The 23,139-nt window shown below is 59.1% G+C and carries 19 protein-coding genes; 8 read left to right on the top strand and 11 right to left on the bottom strand.

Annotated features, from left to right (window positions below; genetic code table 11):
* The 4 genes from HMPREF0308_RS04000 to rimP all read right to left on the bottom strand — a co-directional run.
* Positions 1 to 901 (bottom strand): translation initiation factor IF-2 N-terminal domain-containing protein (locus HMPREF0308_RS04000; RefSeq protein WP_005528963.1); only part of this gene is annotated, 901 nt, incomplete at its 3' end.
* 162 nt (positions 902 to 1,063) lie between these two features.
* Positions 1,064 to 1,363, bottom strand: coding sequence for a YlxR family protein (locus HMPREF0308_RS13190; RefSeq protein WP_005528961.1), 300 nt, complete (start codon positions 1,361 to 1,363; stop codon positions 1,064 to 1,066).
* Positions 1,364 to 1,467: 104 nt separating this feature from the next.
* The gene (gene nusA / locus HMPREF0308_RS03995; protein WP_005528959.1) at positions 1,468 to 2,484 is read right to left on the bottom strand and encodes a transcription termination factor NusA; all 1,017 of its coding nucleotides are present in this window, start codon (positions 2,482 to 2,484) and stop codon (positions 1,468 to 1,470) included.
* Positions 2,481 to 3,047 carry a ribosome maturation factor RimP gene (gene rimP, locus HMPREF0308_RS03990; protein ID WP_005528957.1) on the bottom strand — a complete coding sequence of 189 codons (567 nt, stop codon included), beginning with the start codon at positions 3,045 to 3,047 and terminating at the stop codon, positions 2,481 to 2,483. The genes nusA and rimP overlap by 4 nt, the downstream gene beginning before the upstream one ends.
* Positions 3,048 to 3,097: 50 nt before the next feature.
* Between rimP and HMPREF0308_RS03985 the strand changes: the two genes are divergently transcribed.
* The 3 genes from HMPREF0308_RS03985 (at position 3,098) to HMPREF0308_RS03975 (ending at position 6,572) form a co-directional block, all read left to right on the top strand.
* Positions 3,098 to 3,973, top strand: a complete 876-nt coding sequence (locus HMPREF0308_RS03985; RefSeq protein WP_005528955.1) for a hypothetical protein — start codon at positions 3,098 to 3,100, stop codon at positions 3,971 to 3,973.
* Between the two features lie 70 nt (positions 3,974 to 4,043).
* Complete coding sequence (locus HMPREF0308_RS03980; protein WP_005528953.1) at positions 4,044 to 6,023, top strand: MMPL family transporter; 1,980 nt, start codon at positions 4,044 to 4,046, stop codon at positions 6,021 to 6,023.
* A gap of 213 nt (positions 6,024 to 6,236) precedes the next feature.
* A complete protein-coding gene (locus HMPREF0308_RS03975) occupies positions 6,237 to 6,572 on the top strand; it encodes a transglycosylase family protein (protein WP_005528951.1) in 336 nt (111 codons plus the stop codon).
* Positions 6,573 to 7,012: 440 nt separating this feature from the next.
* Here HMPREF0308_RS03975 and HMPREF0308_RS03970 read toward each other — a convergent pair whose 3' ends face one another.
* Positions 7,013 to 8,788, bottom strand: a complete 1,776-nt coding sequence (locus HMPREF0308_RS03970; protein ID WP_005528949.1) for a proline--tRNA ligase — start codon at positions 8,786 to 8,788, stop codon at positions 7,013 to 7,015.
* Positions 8,789 to 8,819: 31 nt separating this feature from the next.
* On the opposite strand from HMPREF0308_RS03970, the gene yaaA reads away from it, so the two are divergent.
* Entirely contained in the window at positions 8,820 to 9,566 is a 747-nt protein-coding gene (gene yaaA, locus HMPREF0308_RS03965) for a peroxide stress protein YaaA (RefSeq protein ID WP_005528947.1), read from the top strand.
* Positions 9,567 to 9,581: 15 nt separating this feature from the next.
* On the opposite strand, the gene HMPREF0308_RS03960 is transcribed toward yaaA, so the two are convergent.
* Positions 9,582 to 10,901 carry a DUF4921 family protein gene (locus tag HMPREF0308_RS03960; RefSeq protein ID WP_005528946.1) on the bottom strand — a complete coding sequence of 440 codons (1,320 nt, stop codon included), beginning with the start codon at positions 10,899 to 10,901 and terminating at the stop codon, positions 9,582 to 9,584.
* A 38-nt stretch (positions 10,902 to 10,939) separates the two neighbouring features.
* Between HMPREF0308_RS03960 and HMPREF0308_RS03955 the strand changes: the two genes are divergently transcribed.
* Together HMPREF0308_RS03955 and HMPREF0308_RS03950 are read left to right on the top strand one after the other, a co-directional pair.
* On the top strand, positions 10,940 to 11,755 hold the full coding sequence (locus tag HMPREF0308_RS03955) for a PhzF family phenazine biosynthesis protein (RefSeq protein ID WP_034656965.1): 816 nt from the start codon (positions 10,940 to 10,942) through the stop codon (positions 11,753 to 11,755).
* Between the two features lie 2 nt (positions 11,756 to 11,757).
* Positions 11,758 to 13,128 (top strand): protein adenylyltransferase SelO family protein, encoded by a 1,371-nt coding sequence (locus tag HMPREF0308_RS03950; RefSeq protein ID WP_005528940.1) that lies wholly within the window; start codon positions 11,758 to 11,760, stop codon positions 13,126 to 13,128.
* A gap of 82 nt (positions 13,129 to 13,210) precedes the next feature.
* Here HMPREF0308_RS03950 and mqo read toward each other — a convergent pair whose 3' ends face one another.
* Positions 13,211 to 14,713 (bottom strand): malate dehydrogenase (quinone), encoded by a 1,503-nt coding sequence (gene mqo / locus HMPREF0308_RS03945; RefSeq protein ID WP_005528938.1) that lies wholly within the window; start codon positions 14,711 to 14,713, stop codon positions 13,211 to 13,213.
* A 359-nt stretch (positions 14,714 to 15,072) separates the two neighbouring features.
* Between mqo and HMPREF0308_RS03940 the strand changes: the two genes are divergently transcribed.
* Both HMPREF0308_RS03940 and mtr read left to right on the top strand, forming a co-directional pair.
* On the top strand, positions 15,073 to 16,059 hold the full coding sequence (locus HMPREF0308_RS03940) for an alpha/beta hydrolase (protein WP_034656964.1): 987 nt from the start codon (positions 15,073 to 15,075) through the stop codon (positions 16,057 to 16,059).
* Between the two features lie 55 nt (positions 16,060 to 16,114).
* Positions 16,115 to 17,506: a mycothione reductase gene (gene mtr / locus HMPREF0308_RS03935; RefSeq protein ID WP_005528935.1), complete on the top strand. Its 1,392-nt coding sequence runs from the start codon at positions 16,115 to 16,117 to the stop codon at positions 17,504 to 17,506.
* Between the two features lie 299 nt (positions 17,507 to 17,805).
* Here the strand turns inward: mtr and map are convergent, their stop codons facing one another.
* The 4 genes from map to HMPREF0308_RS03915 all read right to left on the bottom strand — a co-directional run bounded on the left by map (position 17,806) and on the right by HMPREF0308_RS03915 (position 23,135).
* Positions 17,806 to 18,675: a type I methionyl aminopeptidase gene (gene map, locus HMPREF0308_RS03930; protein WP_005528933.1), complete on the bottom strand. Its 870-nt coding sequence runs from the start codon at positions 18,673 to 18,675 to the stop codon at positions 17,806 to 17,808.
* A gap of 59 nt (positions 18,676 to 18,734) precedes the next feature.
* Positions 18,735 to 20,585 (bottom strand): penicillin-binding transpeptidase domain-containing protein, encoded by a 1,851-nt coding sequence (locus HMPREF0308_RS03925; RefSeq protein ID WP_005528930.1) that lies wholly within the window; start codon positions 20,583 to 20,585, stop codon positions 18,735 to 18,737.
* Between the two features lie 90 nt (positions 20,586 to 20,675).
* The gene (gene ispG, locus HMPREF0308_RS03920) at positions 20,676 to 21,839 is read right to left on the bottom strand and encodes a flavodoxin-dependent (E)-4-hydroxy-3-methylbut-2-enyl-diphosphate synthase (RefSeq protein ID WP_034656826.1); all 1,164 of its coding nucleotides are present in this window, start codon (positions 21,837 to 21,839) and stop codon (positions 20,676 to 20,678) included.
* Positions 21,840 to 21,926: 87 nt separating this feature from the next.
* The gene (locus HMPREF0308_RS03915) at positions 21,927 to 23,135 is read right to left on the bottom strand and encodes a M50 family metallopeptidase (protein ID WP_005528926.1); all 1,209 of its coding nucleotides are present in this window, start codon (positions 23,133 to 23,135) and stop codon (positions 21,927 to 21,929) included.
* Between the last annotated feature and the right edge of the window lie 4 nt (positions 23,136 to 23,139).

Genomic DNA, 23,139 nt, shown 5'->3' with positions numbered 1-23,139 from the left:
GACGACCGCCGCGACCGCCACCACGGAAGCCGCCCGGGCCGCCCTGGCCTGGTCCACCCTGGCCACGCCCACCGCGGCCACGGCCACCGCCGCCACCGTTGGAGGACTTAGACGGCATGGCTGCCGGGTTCGGATGCGAAGGCATCATGGCCGGCGATGGACGGCGTCCCCCGCCCTGCCCCTGGCCTTGACGCTGGTTGCCTTCACCCTGGCCGGAGCGTCCGCCGCCCTTGCCACCACGGTTATCGCCTGGCTTGCCGCCAGGACGTGGGCCCTTGGAACCGCCCGGACGCGGTCCTGGGCGGTCGCCACCGGCACCGCCAGTGGAGAACGGGTTGTTGGCCACGCGGCGGGAGCCGCCTGGCTTCGGCATCGGACGAGGCATGGAGTTACCCGGAGTCGGGCGCTCGCCGCCCGGCTTCGGTGCTGACTTAGCCTCTGCGTTTGCCTGGGACTTCTGTGGAGCCTTCGGAGCCGGCTTCGATGCGCCCGGCTTCGGACCTGGCTTAGCTGCAGAAGCGGCAGGCTTCTGGGAAGCCTCGGCCTTTGCAGTCGGTGCAGCTTCCTTTGGCGCGGACTTTGCAGCACCGGACTTGGCAGCTGCTGGCTTCGGCGCACCTGGCTTTGGTGCAGACGCCGCCGCGCCTGGCTTTGCGGAGGTCTTAGCTGCAGGCTTTGCGGCCTTGTCAGCCGCTGCCGCCTTGGCAGGCTGATCGCCGGATGGCTTCTCTCCGCCGGACTGCGCCTCATAGTGGGCGCGCATCTTCTTCACCACTGGGGGTTCAATGGTCGAAGATGCGGTTTTAACGAATTCGCCCTGCTCCTTGAGCGTGGCGAGTAGTTCCTTGCTGGTTACACCGAGCTGCTTTGCGAGCTCGTGAACACGTAGCTTTCCGGGCACTTGTCTCCTTGTGATTGTGACTAGGAGCCAAGGCCAGTGTGGCTTGACCCCTAGTTAATGGCTATGGACTTTCATCGCTGATGCTTCATCGTTGTGCGCTCATCAGTGTTCGGTCTTCCTTTAACTCTGCCTCGTGGAAGCGCGGTGCCTCCACGAATGCACCTAGGTTGCGCCGGCTTTCGCCTGCGTTTCCAGGTACTCACGTACGTGACCTGTATCCACGTCAGTGGATAACCGAAGCGCGCGTCGAAAGGCTCGGGTGCGCTCCGCCAGCTCTAATGCAGTGAGATCCGGGGTAATCCAAGCTCCCCTTCCGGGAAGCCGGCGAAGTGGATCTGCCACGACACGGCGGCCAGTGGGATCGGCGCTATCAACGACGACCCGCAGTAGCTGCGTGTCAGGAAAGCGGCGGCGCGTAGCGATGCACGTACGGAGTCTTGTGTGTGGTTGTCGAGGTGACATCCAACTCCCTACATAAACGATCACTTGAAAAACGCCCCAGCTTTTCTGCATGTGGGCCGCTATCTAGCTTACGCGAAAATGCGGCAAATCCTTAATTAGGTCTTTTAGTCCTGTGCAGCGTCCGAGTGGATGTCGATCTTCCAACCGGTCAGGCGCGCGGCCAGGCGTGCGTTCTGGCCTTCTTTACCGATGGCCAAAGACAGTTGATAGTCCGGCACGGTTACGCGTGCGACCTGCGCATCTGGGTCAACAACCTCGACGCGAACCACCTTCGACGGTGCCAAAGAATTGCCAACGTAAACCGCAGGATCTTCGTTGTAGTCAATGATGTCAATCTTCTCGCCACCAAGTTCACGCATGATGTTGTTGACGCGCTCGCCACGTGGACCAATGCAGGCTCCCTTGGCGTTAAGCCCCTTGGCATGGCCGATGACGGACACCTTCGAACGGTGGCCAGCCTCGCGGGCAATAGCAACGAGCTCCACGGCGCCGTCGCCCACCTCAGGGATTTCAAGCTCGAACAGGCCGCGCACCAACTCCGGGTGGGTACGCGACAAAGTTATCTGCACCTGTGCACCGTTGCGGGTCACGCCGACAACGTAAGCCTTGATGCGGTCACCGTGCTCAAGCTTTTCACCTGGTAGCTGCTCAGCTGGCAGCAGGATGGCATCCTGCGAATCCAGCTCGGTACCCAGCTGAACCACAACCACGCCACGCTCGTTGGCGCGCACGTCACGCTGCACGATGCCAGATACAACACGGCCGGTCAGCTCGGAGTAGGACTCGTAAGTTACCTCAGCCTCTGCCTCACGCAGCTTGCGGATGATTGCCTCACGCACGGCCTGGGCGCCGACGCGGCTGAAGTTTTCTGGAGTGTCATCATATTCGCTGATGACCTCGCCGGTCTCCGGATCAGATTCGGTGACGATGACGGTGACCGCACCGGTGTCTGCATCGATATCAACGCGGGACTTGGTTCCCTCGGATTTACCCGCAGCCGACTGCTCGCGGTAATCCAGGTACGAATACAACAAGGCACCCGCGATTGCTTCAAGCAGGTCCTTTACTTGGATGCCACGCTCAGACTCAATCGTACGGAGTGCCTCTAGATCAATATTCACTTTTCATCCTCTCGGGTTGCCGAGTTCTGCTCGGCGTATTCAAACGTCTGTTGCGCTGCCTCCTGCTCAACGGCAGAAGGTTTAGCAAACTCAATTTCTACCACCGCGCGGGCAATATTTTCCAATCGCTCGATGCGAAAGTACACGTCCTTCTTCACCGTTGTGATGAGCGCTACGGAAGAAGCGTCGTCGGAAAGTGCGCCAATGCGCGCCACTTCGCTCTTGCCTGGGGTCAGCTCGAAAGCGACCAGACGCCCACGGTTGCGGCGCCAATGACGGGGCGCGGTCAGTGGCAGATCGACGCCAGGCGTGGAGACCTCCAGGGTGTATCCGGCACCGAAGTTCAGTTCACCGGACTCCTCCTTGGCGTCGAAGAATTCAGAAATCTGGTTGGAGACTTCCTCCAAAACGTCCGAGCTTGGGCGCTGGTCGCCGTCGATTCGGATAATAACCTGGGACTTCTTACCAGCCTTGGTGGTCTTTACGTCCTCCACATCGAGTCCGCGGGGCTCCAGCAGTGGCTGGAGTAATTCAGTAAGTTGTGCTGCATCTGGAAAAGCCATGCGTTCTAGCCTAACTGCTGCGCCCAGCTGTTGCGTGTAAGGTCTTTTGAGTGAATCACCGCGCCTTGACCCCCGTCGCAACCCTCACCGCACTTGCAGCACTCGTGCCCGCGTTGAGCGGGTGCCAGGCCGTGGACTCCGTCGTGGATTACTTTGGTCCTCGGCCCGACGAGACTCTAGTAGCCCTCGCCCGCAGCGCGGACAATGATGCCCAGAATCTTGCCGATGTCGACGCCAATGCTTCATCCCTGCGCACTGACCAGGCCGACGCACTTTACGCGGAGGTGAAACGTCTGTGCGGCCTCAATAACGAAGGTAACGCTCCCCGCTCGTGCACGGTAGAGCGCACGACTGACGCGCCGCTTTCCGACGTCGATGTGGCTAAAACCCTCAACGAAGCTGCGCATCGCACCCGTGACGCGTTGAGCGAAGTCAGCTCTGAGTCCCGCGCATTAGTGACTAACCAGGCCATTGTTTTGGATGCCTGGGACGGCGCCGAGTTGCCCGCAATCCCGGAGCTCGAGGCAGCAGATCTGGAAAGCGCTACCAGCTTGTTGAACTGGGAGTACGAGCAAGTCTTCGGCCTCGACTTCGCGCGTAGCTATGCATCACCGGAGATAGAAGCAGACATCGACAACCGTTTGTCGCTGCACGAAAAGCGCATTGAGGCCCTGCAAGGCGCAATCGGGGAAGTCGCTAAGGTTCCGCAACCGGCGGTGGCTTATCAACCGACGGCAGTTGCTGGCGTCGCTCTTCCCACCGACGCTTCTTCGGCCCAGAGCTACGTGGACAAATTGGGGTGGAATGACACTCTGAAGTGGGAGGATGCCGCTTCGAAGGCCGCCGCCCCCACCGCCGAAGGCGAGGAGCGCGTGGCATGGCGCAACTGGCTCATCGCCGTCGCCGCTCAATCACGCGGTCTCTAGAGCATCCAAGCACCCTGTCAGCGCGCTATCTTTTAACCCCGTACATTGGGTAGCTCGTAAAGTGGCGTAAGTGAATTCTCAAAAGATGCGCCACTTTCGGTGGCTAGCGCTCGTCCTCGTCATCCTCGCTATCGGGGCTATCGGCCTGGGCGGCCTCGACCAACCTGAGTCCTCGACTGCCTCGCTGCCCAAGGACATGGACTCCACCACGGTGGCCCAGCTACAGGAGGAGATCTCCAAGCAGGAATCCGAGGGCGAGTCAGCGCAAGCTGCCATCGTCTTTTTTGATTCGGATAAGCCACTCGATGTCAATGCCCTGCGTGGTGTGGCAAAGGAACTCGGCGGCCCGCTCATCCCGAGCGAGGATGGGCAGTCTGCCATCGTCCCGGTTCAGGTAGAGGCGGGTACGCCTACCGAGAATGCTGACAAGGTCACGCAGCTACGCGAGGACGCCGCTGCTGATCTTCCAGAGGGCGTGACCTCCCAGGTCACCGGCCCTGCTGCAATCAAGGCGGACCTCGCGGGTGTCTTCCAAGGCGCCAACTTTATGCTTCTGGCAGTAACCGCGGGCATTGTGGCGGTGCTCCTCATTGTTACGTACCGCTCCCCTGTTCTGTGGCTGCTTCCGCTGCTTGTCATCGGTGTCGCTGACCGTGTGGCCGCGACTGTCTACACTTACGTTCTCGACGCATTCGGCGTGACGTGGAACGAGTCCACCTCGGGCATCTTGTCCGTGCTTGTTTTCGGCGCGGGCACCAACTACGCACTACTGCTTATCTCCCGCTATCGCGACGAACTGACCTCTACCTCGGACCGCTACGCGGCCATGGCGCGCGCATGGGTACCGACGCTGAAAACCGTTTCGGCCTCGGCAGGAACCGTGGTGCTGGGCGTTCTCTGCCTCTTGCTTTCCCTCATCCCAACCACGCAGGGGCTCGGTGCGGCCGCTGCGGTGGGCGTCTTCGTGGCTTGGTTGTTCGCTATGTTCGCGCTGCCTGGCGTTCTGGTTGCTTTTGGCCGCTGGATCTTCTGGCCACGCCGTCCGCGGCAAGGCGATACTCCGGATCACAAGCTGTGGGACAAGATTGGCGGACTCGCGGCCAAGGCTCCGAAGCGTATTGCTGCGGTGTCGCTGCTCATCCTGGCTATCTGCTCCATCGGTTACTTTCAGACCTCGACGGGTCTTACGCAGTCGGACCAGTTCATCGATACCCCTGAATCCATCAGCGCAGGCGAGGCCCTCGAGGAGGCCTTCCCTGATCAGTCCTCTACCCCGCCGCTCGTAGCAACCCAGGATCCGGCTGGCACCACCAGGGACATCGAGGCAATGGGTGCTAGTGCGCAGGAACAAGGCAGCGCTGAGGGATGGAGCCTCCTGCAGGTCTCCGGCGCGGACTTCCTACAGCTGCGTGAGAAGTTCGGCGACCACCAAGGTGAGCGCGCCGATGGCGCCGTGCTCGTAGGCGGTGCCGATGCGCAGCTGGTTGATGAGGAATCAGCCGCGGAGCGGGACCGCAAGATTATCTTCCCGCTGGTCTTGGCCCTCATCTTTGGCGCTCTCGTGATCATGCTGCGTTCTTTCCTGGCACCGGTCATCATGGTCGCTTCCGTGTTGCTGACCAACGTGGCGGCCATCGGCCTGGGGTGGTGGCTCTCCCACTACCTGCTGGGCTTCGACCGCTTCGCGTCCAACACCCCGTTGTTCGCTTTCGTGTTCTTGGTTGCATTGGGCATCGACTACACCATCTTCCTCATCACCCGCGCCCGGGAGGACGCCGGTGAGATTGGCACCCGCCGCGGCATCTTGACGGCGCTTTCAGCAACAGGTGGCGTGATTACCTCTGCCGGTATCTTGCTGGCGGCAGTGTTCGCTGCACTCGGCGTGCTGCCGCTGGTGGTTCTGGCCCAGCTGGGCATCACCGTGTTCATCGGCGTGCTTCTGGACACCCTCATCGTCCGCACTGTCTTGGTCCCATCGGTGGTGCAGATCCTCGGCGAGAAGTTCTGGTGGCCTGCGCACCCATTCGCAGAAAAGCACGATGCGGATTAGCTCCCCCCTCCTTGGAATCCCCTGCACGCGGCCAGCAAAACCTCAGGGGATTCTACGGTGCATTTCATTGCATGTGCACCACCGCAGCTTTTACCTTGGACGGTCATGAACTCACCGGAGATACCGCGTGTAGATCGTGTAGATACCGCGTGGATATTCCGGGTGTTCGGCTTGAGACCTTTAGAAGACACAAAGAGAAGGAGTACTTTCTCAATGCGTTCCAAGAAGAAGTTTGCAACCCTATCCGCTGCCGCCGCAATGGGCGTCGCAGCACTCGCTACCCCGGCAGCCAACGCCGCACCGGTCTCCGCGTGGGACCAGGTGGCAGCGTGCGAGTCCGGCGGCAACTGGCTGATTAACACTGGTAACGGCTACTACGGCGGCCTCCAGTTCAGCGCCCAAACCTGGTCAGGATTCGGCGGACAGCAGTACGCACCGACCGCAGACCAAGCAACCAAGGAGCAGCAGATCGCTGTTGCTGAACAGGTGCTTGCCGCCCAGGGCGCTGGCGCTTGGCCCAACTGCGGTGGCCCAGTCGGCGGCTACTAAAGCCACACCCATACGTGCCATAAGGCCCTGCCCTCTAGCAGGCTTCACGAAAGCAGCTAGAGCGCAGGGCCTTAGTGTGTTCCCAGCAACCCACCGCTTTGTATCCCAGCAACGTACTTCTGTATGCAAATAGGCCCCCTAAAACACGGCAAACAGCTGCCCTATTTACACAGAGCGGTACTCGCCCTCTAACGGCTCGCCTCAACCCCGCGCACCGCACCCAGAAGCAGCACCCCACAAACCGCCCCCCACTCGGAAACGCCCCGCGAACCCGCGCAGCCGGTGAGGCCCCAGCTGCCAGGTACCTATATACGCAAATAAGGCCCCCAAATCACAAGATTGGAAGCCTTATTTACATGCAGCGGTACCTGCGCCTTACCAGCACGCGCTAACAGCGCACCCTAACAGCACGCGCTAACAGCGCACCCTAACGGCACGACTCAACCGCGCACGAGCTCGAGGAGCTTGTCTACGATCTCGTCGGCTGGGACCTCAAGGGTCTCGCCGCCGCGGATGCGCAGCTCAATGATTCCGTCCGCGAAGGAACGGCCGAGAATGGCGATGAACGGCATACCGAGGAGCTCAGCATCCTTGAACTTCACGCCTGGGGAAACCTTGGGGCGGTCGTCGAAAAGCACCTCAATGCCCGCAGCATCCAGATCCTCCACCAGCTTCTGACCTGCCTCAAGTGCAGCGGCGTCCTTGTTCGCAACGGCGACGTGTACCTGGAACGGCGCGACGTCGACAGGCCAGCGCAGGCCCTTCTCATCCGCCTGCTGCTCAGCCAGAACAGCCATCATGCGGGAAACACCAATGCCGTAGGAGCCCATGGTCGGAACGGCGCGCTTGCCGTTCTCGTCCAGAATCTGGACGTCGAAAGCCTTGGTGTACTTGCGGCCCAGCTGGAAGATGTGGCCGAGCTCAATGCCGCGCTCCAGGGTCAAGGTACCCATGCCGCCTGGTGCTGGATCGCCTTCCTTTATCTCAGCTGCCTCAATGAACTCGTCGACCTCAAAGTCGCGGCCAGCCACGCAGTTCACCACGTGGTGGTTCTTCTCATCCGCACCGGTGATCCAGGAGGAGCCCTTCACCACGCGCGGATCCGCATAAACCTTGACGCCATTGGCGTTGAGGCCACGCGGGCCTACGTAACCGCGGACCAGGAATGGGTTTGCCTTGAAGTCCTCATCCGTAGCCAGCTCAAACTCGGCAGGCTCCAGGGAAGCTTCCAAACGCTTCTCATCAAGCTCACGGTCACCCGGGATAAGAACTGCAGCCAGCTCCCACTCCTTCTCGGTCTCGCCGTCGTTGACCGTAGGGTGAGCAACCTTGATGACCATGCACTTCAGGGTGTCCGCGCCGGTCACAGCGCGGCTATTAACCTGAATGCCCTCGGAGTTCGCCCACTCCACCAGGGTGTCAATGGTCTCAGAATCCGGAGTCTCGTAAACCTTAGCCTCAGCAAGGCCCTCCAGCGGGGTCTCCTCCGGAGCTGGAGTCACCACTGCCTCAACGTTGGCCGCATAATCGCCCTCGGTGGCGCGCACGAAGGTGTCCTCGCCTGCCGGGGAAACAGCCAGGAACTCTTCGGAAGCAGAGCCGCCCATGGCACCAGACGTTGCCTTACAGATGGCGTAATCAATCTCCAGACGGTTAAAGATGTTCTGGTAAGCCTTGCGGTGGCGCATGTAGGACTCATCCAAACCCTCGTCCGTCATGTCAAAGGAGTAAGAATCCTTCATCACAAACTCGCGGCCGCGCAGGATGCCCGCACGCGGGCGCTCCTCGTCGCGGTACTTGGTCTGGATTTGGTACAGGGTAACTGGGAAGTCCTTGTAGGAGGAGTACATGTCCTTCACGGCACCCGCGAACATCTCCTCGTGGGTTGGGCCGAGGAGCATGTCAGCGCCCTTGCGGTCCTTAAGGCGGAAGAGGTTGTCGCCGTACTCGGTCCAGCGATCCGTCAGCTCATAAGGCTCGCGCGGCAGAAGTGCCGGGAAGAGCATCTCCTGGCCGCCAATGGCGTTCATCTCCTCGCGCACGATGTTTTCAATCTTGGTCAGGGTGCGCAGACCCAGCGGCAGCCAGGTGTACACGCCCGGCGCGGCGCGGCGCACGTATCCTGCACGAACGAGAAGCTTGTGGCTGAGGACTTCGGCATCTGCCGGATCTTCGCGCAGAGTACGAAGGAAGAGATTTGAAAGGCGAGTAATCATGCTTAGCACTCTACATCGCTAGTATTTACCTATGCTCATTCTCCTCCCACCTTCTGAAACAAAGGCCCATGGCGGCACCGGCGCCCCACTGAATTGGGACGAGCTTTCTTTCCCCGCGCTCAATCCTGTCCGCCAGGACATAGCCGCGGACCTGGCACAACTCGACGTCGACAAGGCGCTCGAGGTGCTCGGTATCTCTGAGAAGTTGCGGCCGGAAGCAGAATCCAACACCGAGCTTTTCGCCTCTCCCACGATGCCCGCGATTGAGCGTTTTACGGGCGTGCTTTACGACGCGCTCGATGCCGCCACGTTGCCGCCTGCCGCACGCGCTCGGCTCGCCATTGGCGACGCATTATTTGGCATTACCCGCGCCAGCGACATGATTCCGCATTACCGCCTCTCCGGAGGAACGAAGCTGCCGACCAAGGACGGCGAAACGCCGACGTTGAAATCGCGCTGGGGGAAGGCCATCACGGAGCAACTCGCTGAGGTTGCGCAATCAGGTGAGCTCGTCGTGGACATGCGCTCGGGCACTTACCAACAGCTGGGCAAGTTTAAACAGGCGGTCACCATTCGCGTGGAGTCGGTCCAGGAGGATGGCTCGCGCAAGGTCGTCTCGCACTTCAATAAGCATTACAAGGGCCAGCTGGCACGAATCTTGGCGCTCTCCCCCGCTGATGCCTACGCCGTTGACGACGTCGCAGCAATCGCCTCGGCGGCAGGCCTCACGGTCGAGGGCCCGCAGCCGGGCAAACTCGAACTCACTCTCGTGGTCTAGCTTTTGACAAGCGGTCTAGCTTTGGCGAGATGAGAGATAGCGCAGGCTGTTGCGCTCCAGCCGGCACTCGGTGGCAATCGCGATGCCCGAAGCCAGCTTCCCGCGCTCGCGCAAGCTGTACATTGAGTCAACGATGCGGTCGCGCAGGTCCCACGGAGAAATGGTGTTGATGTAGACCTTGGTACCGCCCTCGAAACCGGCGAGCGTCGACACGCGCAGCTTAATCATGACGCGCCACGGCTGCGCCACATCAACCGAAGGTGCCTTGTGGTGCCATTCCTCATTGCACGCAACATCTGGGCCCACGGCCGCGTGTGCGGCGTGCATGAGGTCTGACATTCCGCGGATCTCACCCGGGGTTTGCTCCCAGGGGGCGCAGTGTCTCGACTTAGAGAAGAGCTCCAGCGTGGGATAGCGGTGACCAAAGCCTGCGAAGAGCACCGCGTAGTCATTCTCAGCGATAACCAGGTTGTGCTGCGCGGCGTACCCCACGGCCCAATCGTTGTACATATTGGGATGCGAGCGCAGGATGTCATTTTCCCGCATGGCAGACATACTGAGGTCATCGATGGCGACGAGCTGCTTGTGCAGGTGCTCGAAGGACGCTCCGGCGGGTGCCAGCCAGTTCTGAAAGGCCACTACGTAATCGGCATAGCGGTTACGGGCGTAGAGATCCCGCATGGAGTCCGCGGTAAAGGTAGTCAGCAAGAAGTGCTCGTCTGGGCTCAGCGTGCCTGAGGACGCCAGCTGCGAGTCATCCGTAGCGCCGTCGACAAAGTGGCGGGAGCCAATGATGACGTCGTGCCCACCGCCGAAGAAGCAGCCGGCCTGCGCGAGCAGTTCCTCCTCGCTCACCGCAGCGTCCTTGCCCGCGGCTTTCAGCTTGGTGCGTACGGTCTTGAGAACGTGTTCGCGGCCTGCGGGGTCGGCGATATAGGCGTGCATTCGCTCGGCCGACTCGTCATCCATCTTGTACTGGTAGTTCGCGGTCCAGTAGTCATAGGAGACGATCTCGAAGAGATTGGGCACTCGACGAAACGCAGGCTCAGTATGGTCCAGGTCCGCTGCGCCCACGCCACGGAGCACCTCGCCGGAGCTTAGGATGCGTGACTTTTCAGGCGGGGTATCAAGTTTGCGGTCGGAGCAAAACGCACACGTGGAGGTATGCGCCCCTACTGCTAGGGGCTCGGGACTCTCCGGGGCGTGGGAGAACGGACGGTTTCCCCTGCCGGGTACGGTCCACACTTCAGTGCCGGAAAAAGGGTTGACCTGTTTGACGGTTCCGTCAGCCATCACTTGGATCGGTTCGATGCGGCTAAAGAGTGCTTCGCTCATGCCTTTTAGGATAGACCCAGACCCGTATGCTGGTGGCCATGCGTCACGAGTACTTCGAAGTAGATGTCTTTGCCACCACTGCCTTTTCTGGCAATCCGCTAGCCGTCATTGCCGGTGCTGATGAGCTCAGCAGCGAACAGATGCAGCACATAGCCAACTGGACCAACTTCTCTGAAACGACCTTTCTGCTACGCCCCACAACCCCCGATGCGGACTACCGCGTCAGGATTTTCACGCCGCACGAAGAGTTTCCTTTTGCTGGGCACCCAACGCTTGGCACAGCCTGCGTCTTCGCTGAGCTCACTGGCAAGGAAGGCGACTTGGTCCAAGAGTGCGGTGTTGGTTTAGTGCGTATCAAGCAAGAGGATCGCGTCTTCTCCTTCGCCACGCCGGAGCTCCAGCGCTCGGGTGCGCTCGGCGAATCAGAACTCGCGGAGACAGCAGATGCACTGGGGGTGAGCAGCGACGACATCGTTGATGCCGCATGGGTGGACAACGGCCCGGGATGGCGCCTCGTGCAGCTCGCCGATGCGGACACCGTGCGCGCGTTGCGTCCCTCTTACTCCCGCGATATCAAAGTCGGCGTGGTGGGCCTTGAGGCCGATCCCACCGAAGGCCAGCCCCTTTACGAAGTTCGTGCCTTCACCCGTGAATTTGAGGACCCAGTCACTGGTTCTTTCAACGGCGGTGCCGCGCAATTCATGCGTGAGCGCGGGCTCGTTCCTGCTCGCTACACCGCACGCCAGGGCAGCCAGTTAGGACGCGATGGCCTGGTGCACATTGCTGACGACGGCGCGAACATCTGGGTGGGCGGATCCATCCACATTCGAGTGCGCGGCGAACTGGAGTCATAGGAATGAAGATTCCTTTCGAGCTTTCCCATACTTTCGCTCGCAGCTTGCCGGGGATGGTCCGCCCAAGCCGCGGCGAGGAACAACCCCAGCCGCAGGTAGTCATCGTGAACGAGGCATTGGCCGCCGAGCTTGGGCTGGACGTCGACTGGCTGCGTTCGCCAGCGGGTATTGAGTTCTTGCTGGGCCGCAGCACCGATGAGCAACCCCACTCCATGGCATATGCGGGCTATCAATTCGGGCAGTTCAACCCCTCGATGGGGGACGGCCGCGCGCTGTTGCTCGGCGAGATAGAAAACGATTCTGGCCGCTGGGACCTCCATGCCAAGGGCACGGGCCCCACCCCGTACTCACGCCTTGGTTCTGATGGACGCGGCACCTTGCGCTCGATGCTGCGCGAATACCTCTTCTCGGAAGCCATGCATGCGCTGGGAATTCCTACGACGCGCTCTCTGGCGGTTATTTCTACCGGCCGCAAGATCCAGCGCCAGATGGTGGAGGAAGCAGGCGTTTTGGTGCGTGTGGCTGCCAGCCACATTCGTATCGGTTCATTCCACTACGCTGCGCAAACCGGCCAGCTGGAGGACCTTGCCAACTACACCATCGCGCGGCATTATCCCGGCAGCGACTACAAAGAGCTGTACTCGCGTGCGATGGACGCACAAATTGCTACCGTTGCCGCGTGGCAGCACGTGGGCTTTATTCACGGCGTGATGAACACCGACAACACCACGCTTTCGGGCCAGACCATCGATTACGGGCCGTGTGCCTTCATGGAGTCCTACGACCCTGACACGTGGTTTAGCTCGATCGATGCGCAGGGACGCTACCGCTTTCGCCATCAGCCAGAAATTCTCGGGTGGAACTTCGCCCGGCTGGCGGAGAGCATGCTGCCGCTTTTCGACGCCTCCTCCGACGCCGCTATCACCTATGCCCAAGAAACCATCAATGGCTTCTACGAGCGCTTCGAGGACCAACGCAAGCGTGACTTCCAGCAGCGCTTTGGCCTCGAAGAGGGTGGCGAGTACTTCGCGGCGCTGGCGCAATCGGGTGCTGACTTCACTCTTGCTAATCAGGGCCTGGCAAAGGCTTTGCATGGTGAGCCTGATGCGTTGGGCCACCTGCTTCGTGATTGCTCAGATGCGCCCGACACTTCTTTCCTCAAGGACTACCGCAAACGCGTCTCAGGCGCCGCGGCGGCTGCGGTGCCTCCGCTGCCGCGCGTCATTCCGCGTCCACACAATGTTGAGGCGGCCCTGCTGGACTTGGATTTGTTCCAAGAGTTCCTCCACGCAGTCACGCATCCAAGGCAGCCGAACGAAAAATTTGAAACTCCCGGTGATACCGAGGGCTACCTGACTTATTGCGGCACTTAAGGCAGCTGGGGCGGAACGCCGCGCACCCCACCAATTACGTTTGTAATGTGGTGGGGTGCGCTTGTGAAGCAGCCGGAATGGCTTACTTTTGGTCGAGCTTCAGGGTCTTCTGGGTGTAGTCCCACATCTCGTTGTAGAGCTTCTTGTCCTTGGACAGCTTGATGCCGTAGGAAGGAATCATTTCCTGGATCTTGTCGCCCCACTGAATCATGTGCTCACCGAAGCAACGCTCCAGCAACTCGACCATGACGGCCGGGGTGATGGAAGCGCCTGGGGAAGCACCGAGCAGACCGGCGATGTTACCCTCTGGGTTGTTGATCAGGGTGGTGCCGAACTCGAGGGAGCCGAAGTGCGGTGCAGCTGCTGGCTTGATGACCTGAACGCGCTGGCCAGCGATGACGGTCTCCCAGTCTGCTGGGTCTGCGGAAGGTACGTATTCCTTCAGGGTCTCGACGCGCTTGTCGAAGTCCTTGAGAACCTCAGAAACCAGGTACTTGGTCAAACCAAACTCTTGAGCTGCAACGCCCAAGTAGGAAGGAATGTTGTCCAAGCGAATGGACTTGAAGAGGTCGAGGTAAGAACCCTTCTTCAAGAACTTCGGGGACCAACCACCGTATGGGCCGAAGAGCAGGCCCTGTTCACCGTCGATAACGCGGGTATCAAGGTGCGGAACCGACATTGGAGGAGCGCCCACAGCAGCCTTGCCGTAAACCTTGGCGTGATGCTGCTTAACCAGCTCAGGGTTCTTAGCGCGCAACCACAGACCGGAAACCGGGAAGCCTGCGAAACCAGAAACCTCGCGAACGCCAGCCTTACGCAGAAGGTCAAGAGCGTATCCACCAGCACCGACGAAGACGAACTTCGCGCGGACAACGCTGTAGTCGCCGGTGTGCAGGTTCTTGGAGTAGACCTTCCAGGTAGAGCCATCGCGCTTAATGTCGACGACCTCATGACCGTAGCGGATCTCGGTGCCGGCGGCCTTAGCAGCGGTGAAGAACTGCTTCGTCAGGGCGCCGAAGTTTACGTCAGTACCTGCTTCAGTCCAAGAGATAGCAACCTTCTGGGAGTTGAAGTCGCGGCCCTTGGACATCAGTGGCAGCATTTCCTGGAAGGTAGCGTCATCGTCAGAGAAATGCATGTTCGGGAACATGTGGTTGTCCTTCAAAGCATCAAAACGACGCTTGAGGTAATCAACCTGGATGGATCCCTGAGCGAAGGAAACGTGCGGAACCGGGTTAATGAAAGCCTTTGGGTCGGTCAGGATGCCGTTGTTGAGCTGGTGTGCCCAGAACTGGCGGGAAACCTGGAACTTCTCGTTAATGCCCAGCGCCTTGGAAACGTCGATGCGACCGTTCTTCTCTGGGGTGTAGTTGAGCTCGCACAGAGCAGAGTGGCCGGTACCAGCGTTGTTCCATGGGGAGGAGGACTCAAGTGCAGGTCCGTCGAGACGCTCGAAAACCATCTGGGTCCAGCTTGGCTCCAGCTCACGGAGCATGGCACCCAGGGTGGCGCTCATGATACCTGCGCCAACGAGGGCTACATCTACCTCATCTACAACTTGTGCTGTCTTCTTGTCGGAGGACACCTTGCTATTACCTCTTCAGATTGAAAATTATCACTCGCTCGAACAGCCCAGAGCCGTCGAACGCAGTCTTCTAGCGTTGCACGTTTTCGCCTACCTTTTACGCTCCGCTGTCTTAAACATGCTGGCTTAAACACAAGCACAGCATCTCTGGCAACGGCACATAACAAGGGACGCGTCACGCATTACCTACCCACCTTACGCCTTTAGCATCAAAATGGGGATTCCGTATGCGGGAAAAAGTCCGGTTTTCACACACGGCTGCCCCCTACGCATCTTGTCTCCTTCGGTGAAATTCTCCCCAGCCACATCACTACGCCACCGCAACACCGGATTTGCATTGTATGCCTAAACTGGTCGGTATGACTGAGTCAACCTTGCAATGGACTGATGACATCCTGGGCCCAGGATTTATGGCCGCGGATCTGCCCTTGGGTGCGGATCCTGACGGCGAAGGCGACGTCCACGCCACATTGATCCGTTACAACCCAGATAACGAGGATCTCAGCGACCGTGTCGCAATGATTTGGGTGCACGGCATGACCGACTACTTCTTCCATAAACACGTAGCGGAGCATTTTCATAACAAAGGTTATGCATTTTACGGAATTGATTTGCGTAAGTGTGGACGCTCTCACGAGCCCCACCAAAAGTGGCACTACATCTCCGACATGCACTTCTACGAGAAGGACCTCAATGCCGCTCTCGATGCCCTGCCGCAGCGAAAGGTCATCATGGTTGCGCATTCAACAGCAGGCATAATCGTGCCGCTGTGGCTCGATGCCTTGCGTCGCACCGACCCCGCTCGACACGAACGAATCGCAGCGCTAGTACTCAACAGCCCATGGCTGGACATGATGGGCATTCCACCCCTCGCCTTCAAGGCCGCGAAGCCTTTGTTCTATTTCTTCGGCAAGGTCACCCCGCATATTGCGCTCCACGGCGGCAATCTCACCGCCTTTGGCGATTCGATCCATGCCAGCCGCTACGGCGAATGGGACTACGACCTTGAAAAGAAGCCGTTGGGCGGTCATAAGAAATACATCGGCTGGGCACGCGCAGTATTCAAGGGGTTCGACATTATTCATTCTGGCCGTGTTGATGTCGGCGTACCGATCCTCACACTCACCTCAACAAAGTCGATGTTCTCAGCTCCATATTCGGAAGAGCTCAACTACGCCGATGCGGTCATTGACGTCAAACAATCACAAAAATGGGCCAAAGAGCTTGGCTCTCATTACACCCTTCGCCCGCTTAAAGGAGCTCGTCATGATGTTTTCCTATCTCGCGAGCCGATCCGGAACGAAGCATTTCGAGCAGTCGACGAATGGCTACCCACGGTGCTCTAACAACTATCCCGCCCACCACAACACCTAATCCAACCCCCTATAAATAAGGAGAACTATGTCTACGACAACGCCGCAGAACGCACAAGCAGAACATTTCGATCTGATCATCATCGGAACTGGTTCAGGAAACTCGATTCCATCCGAGGATTTCGAGAACAAAAAGATAGCCATCGTTGAGGAAGGCACCTTTGGCGGAACGTGTCTTAACGTAGGCTGTATCCCCACTAAGATGTACGTCTACGCAGCAGACCTTGCATACGCCGCCAAGGAAGGTCAGCGCCTCGGAATTGACGCCCAGGTAAACAACGTCGACTGGCAGTCCATCATCGAGCGAGTCTTTGTCAATCGCATCGACAAGATCGCGGAGGGCGGCGAGGCTTATCGCCGTGGCGACGAGACCCCCAACATTACGGTGTTCGACAAGCACGCAACTTTCGTTGGCCCGAAGACCATTGCGGTTGGGGATGACGTCATCACGGGCGATCAAATCGTCATCGCCGCGGGTTCCCGCCCCACCATTCCTGAGGTATATGCAGAATCCGGTGTTAAGTACTACACCAATGAAGACATCATGCGGATGCCTAAGCAGCCAAAGAGCCTCATTATCGTGGGCGGCGGTTACATTGCGATGGAGTTTGCGCACGTGTTTGACGGACTGGGCACCAAGGTTACGGTGGTCAACCGCTCGGAGAAGCTGCTTCGTCATTTGGATGAGGACATCGTTTCTCGGTTCAACGAGATTGCACGCGAACGCTTCGACGTGCGTATCGCGAACGGTACACAGCTGACCCAAAACGACAGTGGCGTGTCCTTGTCTCTCGACGACGGATCTACCGTAGAGGCTGAAGCTATCCTCGTGGCGACTGGCCGCAAACCAAATGCAGACCTCCTAGGCTTGGACTCGGCAGGCATTGAGCTGCGCGAAGACGGACGTATCAAGGTCGACGAGTACGGCCGTACTTCGGTCGCGGGCGTTTGGGCGCTTGGCGACGTCTCCTCCCCCTACATGCTCAAGCATGTGGCCAACGCCGAAACCCGTGCAGTGCAGCACAATCTCCTACATCCTGAGGATCTGCAGAAGATGCCACATGATTTCGTTCCAGCCGCAGTTTTCACCCATCCGCAAATCGCCTCTGTAGGTCTCACTGAAGCAGACGCACGCGAGCAAGGCTTCGACATTGCTGTCAAGGTCCAAAACTACGGCGACGTTGCATACGGTTGGGCTATGGAAGACTCCACGGGGATTTGTAAGCTGGTGGCCGACAGGAAAACTGGACGCCTCCTAGGAGCCCATTACATGGGCCCGCAGGCTTCGACGCTCATCCAGCAGCTCATCACAGCAATGGTATACGGCCTTGACATGCGCGATTTCACGCGTAAGCAGTACTGGATTCACCCCGCGCTCCCTGAAGTGACTGAAAATGCTCTCTTGGGACTGGACTGGTAAAGCAAACATTGACCGCGGTCAAATCCACATTCGTCTTGCCAGGAAACTTTCCGGTTAATAGTTTCACTACTTGAGAGATGGTTTATCCCCGACCAACTGCAATTGACGTAGCATTCGGCCGTACCGCTGTGGCTTCTGCTGAGTCCTCTTTCTCCGGTTCCTCCCCTAGTTCTCGGTAGAAGTTTCTAGAGCTTTTTCATATTGATGGCAGTAAGCCCATCGACCAATGCCACAATGAGTAATAGGGCGCTCCTCCTTACACAGAGGCGCGCCCTATTCTTTTGCTTAGGCCTGTCGCCTTAGGCTTCGTCCGGCAAAGTTAGGATCTCGGCACCATCGTTAGTTATCACAAGGGTGTGCTCGAACTGAGCCGTGAACTTGCCATCGACGTTCTGAACGGTCCAATCGTTGTCCCAGATCTCGTAGTCTAACGAGCCCAGGTTGATCATCGGCTCAATGGTCAAGGTCATTCCTGGTTCTAGGATGTCGCGGTAGGTCGTGGAATCGTAGTGCAAGACAACCAAGCCGTTGTGGAAGGTGGGGCCAACACCATGGCCGGTGAAGTCGCGCACAACGTTGTAGCCGAAGCGGTTGGCGTAAGACTCAATAACGCGGCCGATGACATTAACCTCACGGCCTGGCTTTGCCGCCTTAATGCCGCGCATCATTGCCTCGTGGGTACGCTCAACCAGCAGCTTGTGCTCCTCAGAGACATTCCCGGCCAGGAAGGTCGCATTAGTATCGCCGTGTACACCATTCTTGAACGCAGTGACGTCGATGTTGACGATGTCTCCGTCCTCAATCACGGTGGTGTCCGGAATACCGTGGCAGATGATTTCATTCAAAGAAATACAGCAGGACTTCGGAAAACCCATGTAGCCCAGCGTGGATGGGTATGCACCATGGTCCAGCATGTACTCGTGCGCGATGCGGTCAATCTCATCTGTGGTCACGCCGGGTGCCACAGCCTTACCGGCCTCCTGCAGCGCGTTAGCCGCAATCTTGGATGCCTCGCGCATGGCCTCAATGACCTCAGGGGTCTGGACAAAAGGCTCACCCATTGCTTCCTGGACGGAGTCCTTCCACACGTACTCCGGGCGCTCGATAGAGTCCGGAACGGTGCGGATTGGGGTGGGCTTTTGGGGGGTTAGTTTTGCGCGATTACTCATGGTTGACCATGGTAGTCCCCTCCCCCACGTGGCCGCTAACCAGACCTCTCAGTTGTGAGCTAGCCTTCTTGTCCTGTAGGCGCAGCGGGATGTCCCTGTGCTCGATAGCTATCGAGCTTCTGCAAGAAGTTATCTGTCACTTGCACTGAGGTCTCAGAGCCTCCGCCCAATACCACCAGAGTTGCGAAGGCGATGTCGTCGTCACGGTAGCCGGTAAACCATGCGTGCGAACCACCATTGATCTCCGCCTCACCGGTCTTGCCGTAAATCGTGCCGCCAGCCTGCATTCCGGCTGCGGTACCGCCCGTAACAACTGCGCGCATCATCTCTCGAACATTGTCGAGGACATGCGGGGAAGGCGGCTGCACCTCTTCTGAGGCCTTCGTCTTATGCGTTGAGATCAGTGTAGGAAGCGGGGTCTTACCCGCAGCGACAGTAGCCGAAACCAGCGCCATTCCAAAGGGGCTGACAAGGTCGGTGCCCTGTCCATAGCCGGACTCAGTACGGTCCAACGGAGTCTTGCCCTCCGGGATGGAGCCTGTAATGGTGGTCAAACCAGGGATTTCGTAGTCGAGCCCAAGCCCAAACTCCTTGCCCGTATTCTTCAGCTCGCCTTCCTTCAGATTCGTAGAAACTTCAGCGAAGGTCGTGTTACACGACTGCGCGAACGCCTGACGCATCGGCACCGATCCCAGCGAAAAGCCATTGTAGTTGGTTACGGTTCGGCCGTAAAGGTTCATCGTGCCTGGGCACGGAACAATAGTGCCAGCAGTCGCACCCTGTTTGTCCACAGCCGCCGAAGCCGTGATGATCTTGAATACCGAGCCCGGCGGGAACTGGCCCTGCAACGCGATATCACCCTTCTCATCGGCGCGCTCGGTCTGCGCAACCGCCAAAATCTCTCCGTTAGAGGGGCGAATGGCAACCAGCATCGCCTCCGAGTCGGCGCGCAGGTTCACGGCCTCCTGCGCCGCGCGCTGAACGTTGTAATCCAAGCTAACGCGGATCGAAGGGGATGCCTCCGGCTCGTGGAGCTCGACGTCGCTAAGCGCCGCACCATTTTCGTTAACCACGGACACAGACCATCCGGACTTGCCATCAATCTCATCTGACACCAGGGACCGCACACGCGCCAAAATGTCGGGCGCCAAACCAGTCTCCCGTGTAATCAACGCTGGCTCTTCGTTGAAGCGAACCCCTTGCGGCTCACCAAGGCGGGCACGCACTGCTTCTACCTGCTTTTCATTGAGCATCACCACGGAGTAGTCGCCTTCAACTTTCTCCAGCTCTTTCGCCAACTCGCCGGCTTCTTTCTCCGGCACTGAGTCATCCTGGGTATGTGCTTCGCCCAGAGCGCTGGATATCTTGGCAGCTAATGGACGCACGTCTCCCACCTCAGTGGTATTGACCACCAAGCGATACTGCAAGCCGGGCGACATCAACTCCACTCCATCGGAGGACACCACGCTCGCACGTTTTGCCGCAATCGCGCGCAGCTCCAAGTGCTGGTGGGCTCCAAGGTTCGGATGCACCAAGCTCGGCTGCCAACGTACCTGCCAGTCTTTGTCCTTTTTGGTCAAGGTCATCTCAGTGTCGTAACTGAGCGTGCGGTCCTTCGGAAGGTCCCACGTCACCTTGTACTTCGCGGTGGCATGCGTCTCGTCCTGTGTTACCTCGCCCAGCTCGATGTCGAGTCCTTCGGCCTGCAGACCGGAGAAGGTAGCGTCGAGGGTCGATGTGGTGGCATCGGGGTCGTCGACAAGCTCCGCCAACGCCTCGTTGTTGCGGGACTCCATCTCTGAAATGAATTCTTCCGCAACCGGCTCCGCCGAGACGGGCTTGGGCGTGCACGCCACAAGCGACGACGCCCCTACCGAAGCCGCACACAGCAGCGCCACCATCTTCTTCATGGTTGGGCATCGTAGCAGCCTAGAGACACAAAAAGTCCGCCCCACACCGGAGTGCAGGGCGGACAAAGCTGTGAATTTATGGCAGCGATATTAGCGGGTCACGCGAACCTCAGCCTTGGCGCCTTCGACGGCTTCCAGGCCCTGCTCGTCGGCGATACGCATTGCTTCCTCGATAAGAGTCTCCACGATCTGCGACTCGGGCACGGTCTTGACCACTTCGCCTTTAACGAAGATCTGGCCCTTACCATTACCGGATGCAACACCGAGGTCGGCGTCGCGAGCCTCGCCTGGGCCGTTAACAACGCAGCCCATGACGGCGACACGGAGCGGGAACTCCATGCCCTCGAGGCCTGCGGTTACTTCCTCGGCGAGCTTGTACACGTCGACCTGTGCGCGGCCACAGGACGGGCAGGAGACGATCTCCAGCTTGCGCGGACGCAAGTTGAGAGACTGCAGGATCTGGTCACCGACCTTGATTTCCTCAACCGGATCAGCGGAGAGGGAAACACGGATGGTGTCACCGATGCCCTCGGCCAGAAGTGCGCCGAAGGCAACGGAGGACTTGATGGTGCCCATGAATTTAGGGCCAGCCTCGGTCACACCGAGGTGCAGCGGGTAGTCAGTCTTTGCAGCCAGTTGGCGGTAAGCCTCAACCATCAGGACTGGGTCAGAGTGCTTTACGGAGATGGCAATGTCGCCGAAGCCGTGCTCCTCGAAGAGTCCAGCCTCCCAGATAGCGGACTCAACGAGAGCTTCAGGGGTGGCCTTGCCATACTTCTCCAGCAGTCGCTTATCCAAGGAGCCGCCGTTGACACCGATACGGATCGGGATGCCAGCGTCGCCGGCTGCCTTAGCAACCTCCTTGACGCGGCCATCGAACTCCTTGATGTTGCCTGGGTTCACGCGGACAGCGGCGCAGCCAGCGTCGATAGCCTGGAAGATGTACTTCGGCTGGAAGTGGATATCAGCGATAACCGGGATCGGAGACTTCTTGGCGATGGCCGGAAGTGCCTCGGCATCGACAGGCTTTGGGCAAGCGACACGAACGATGTCGCAGCCGGTGGCCGTCAGCTGTGCAATCTGCTGCAGGGTGGCGTTAATGTCGTGGGTTTTGGTGGTGGTCATCGACTGCACCGAAATCGGGTGCTCGGAACCTACACCGACTGGGCCCACGAAAAGCTGACGGGTTTTGCGACGCGGAGCCAAGGTTGGTGGTGGGCCGTCCGGGATACCGAGACCGATGGGGTTCGACATGTGCGCTCCTTGTTAAAGCATGGAATTAGATGGGGGCTTAACGTCCCCACTCTAGCACCGAGCACCAAATTTCCTCTGCCCTGGCTCCTAGCCGAAGAGGCGAATCGGGTTGACTACGTCAGCCACGATGACGAGCGCGCCAACAGTCATCAAGAGGGCCGCGATGACATAAGTTACCGGCATTAGCGCAGTGTAATCGGCCGGTCCCTTAGGCTCCTTGCCCAAAAGCCTGCGGATACCATCTCGGATTTTCTCGTAGAAAATCACCGCAATGTGACCGCCATCAAAAGGAGGCAGCGGGATGAGGTTGAACAAAGCGAGGAAGAAATTCAGCGTCGCCAGCATCATGAAGAAGGTCGACCACAAACTACGCGCGACGAGCTCACCGCCCACGCGGGAAGCGCCGACCACAGACATCGGGCCATTGACGTCACGCTCGTGGCCAAAGATGGACGCCGCCACCCCAGGAATTTTCGCTGGGAATTGAATGATGCCGTCAACAGTGGCGTCCAGAACGTACGTGGTGTAGCGCGCTGTTGCGGGGAAAGCGCCGATGAAGTCGTGCTTCTCGACGATATCGATGACTTGGTTGCTCAGGCCGATGGATCCAGCGTCGACAAGCTTGCCCTCACCGTTGAGGCGCTTGACCTTGTCGAGTGTGACGTCGAAGTTCTGCACAGCACCATCGCGCTCGACGCGCAACTGGACCGTCTCCCCTGGCCGCGCCATGACTTCCTCGCGCAGCTGGGTGAAGCTCTCCAGCGGCTTGCCGTCGATCGCGAGAACAATGTCGCCCACTTCCACGCCTGCTTCACCAGCTGGCCCCTTACCTTGGCACTTCTCGAGCTCACCCTGCAGGTTCTGGTCAGCGGAGCACACAACTTCGCCCACGCGCGGGCGCACGTCAGCGTCTGGGTTAGGAAGGCCGGTAGTCATGGCAATGAGCAGCAAGATGATAAAGCCCAGAAGAAGGTTCACGGCGATGCCGCCGACCATCACGATGATGCGCTGCCACGCGGGCTTCTTATACATCGCATAAGGCTCTTCTTCCTCGGTGAGGAAATCATCCTGAGCAGTCATTCCAGCGATGTCGCAGAATCCACCCACGGGAAACGCGGCCAGACCATACTCGGTGTGACCGCGGGTAAACGCCGCAATCTTAGGGCCAAAACCAATGTAGAAACGGCGCACGCGCATGCCAAAAGCACGGGCACTAAACATGTGTCCCGCCTCGTGTAAGGCAACGGTAATGCCGATTCCTAGGGCGAACAGGAAAATGCCCAGGATGTTTGCCATGGTG

The organism is Corynebacterium striatum ATCC 6940 (genome assembly GCF_000159135.1).
Classification (GTDB): Bacteria; Actinomycetota; Actinomycetes; order Mycobacteriales; family Mycobacteriaceae; genus Corynebacterium; species Corynebacterium striatum.
Note: the sequence above shows the minus strand (reverse complement) of the source record. Positions and strands in the feature narration are given on the sequence as shown.

Bases quoted from the DNA above. Each gene is read 5' to 3' on its own strand.
- HMPREF0308_RS03940 (WP_034656964.1), top strand. From the start codon at position 15,073: ATGACTGAGTCAACCTTGCAATGGACTGATGACATCCTGGGCCCAGGA.
- HMPREF0308_RS03960 (WP_005528946.1), bottom strand. From the start codon at position 10,901: ATGAGCGAAGCACTCTTTAGCCGCATCGAACCGATCCAAGTGATGGCT.
- HMPREF0308_RS13190 (WP_005528961.1), bottom strand. From the start codon at position 1,363: ATGTCACCTCGACAACCACACACAAGACTCCGTACGTGCATCGCTACG.
- map (WP_005528933.1), bottom strand. From the start codon at position 18,675: ATGAGTAATCGCGCAAAACTAACCCCCCAAAAGCCCACCCCAATCCGC.
- HMPREF0308_RS03925 (WP_005528930.1), bottom strand. From the start codon at position 20,585: ATGAAGAAGATGGTGGCGCTGCTGTGTGCGGCTTCGGTAGGGGCGTCG.
- HMPREF0308_RS03970 (WP_005528949.1), bottom strand. From the start codon at position 8,788: ATGATTACTCGCCTTTCAAATCTCTTCCTTCGTACTCTGCGCGAAGAT.
- rimP (WP_005528957.1), bottom strand. From the start codon at position 3,047: ATGGCTTTTCCAGATGCAGCACAACTTACTGAATTACTCCAGCCACTG.
- HMPREF0308_RS03975 (WP_005528951.1), top strand. From the start codon at position 6,237: ATGCGTTCCAAGAAGAAGTTTGCAACCCTATCCGCTGCCGCCGCAATG.
- HMPREF0308_RS03915 (WP_005528926.1), bottom strand. From the start codon at position 23,135: ATGGCAAACATCCTGGGCATTTTCCTGTTCGCCCTAGGAATCGGCATT.
- ispG (WP_034656826.1), bottom strand. From the start codon at position 21,839: ATGTCGAACCCCATCGGTCTCGGTATCCCGGACGGCCCACCACCAACC.
- HMPREF0308_RS03950 (WP_005528940.1), top strand. From the start codon at position 11,758: ATGAAGATTCCTTTCGAGCTTTCCCATACTTTCGCTCGCAGCTTGCCG.
- HMPREF0308_RS03955 (WP_034656965.1), top strand. From the start codon at position 10,940: ATGCGTCACGAGTACTTCGAAGTAGATGTCTTTGCCACCACTGCCTTT.
- mtr (WP_005528935.1), top strand. From the start codon at position 16,115: ATGTCTACGACAACGCCGCAGAACGCACAAGCAGAACATTTCGATCTG.
- yaaA (WP_005528947.1), top strand. From the start codon at position 8,820: ATGCTCATTCTCCTCCCACCTTCTGAAACAAAGGCCCATGGCGGCACC.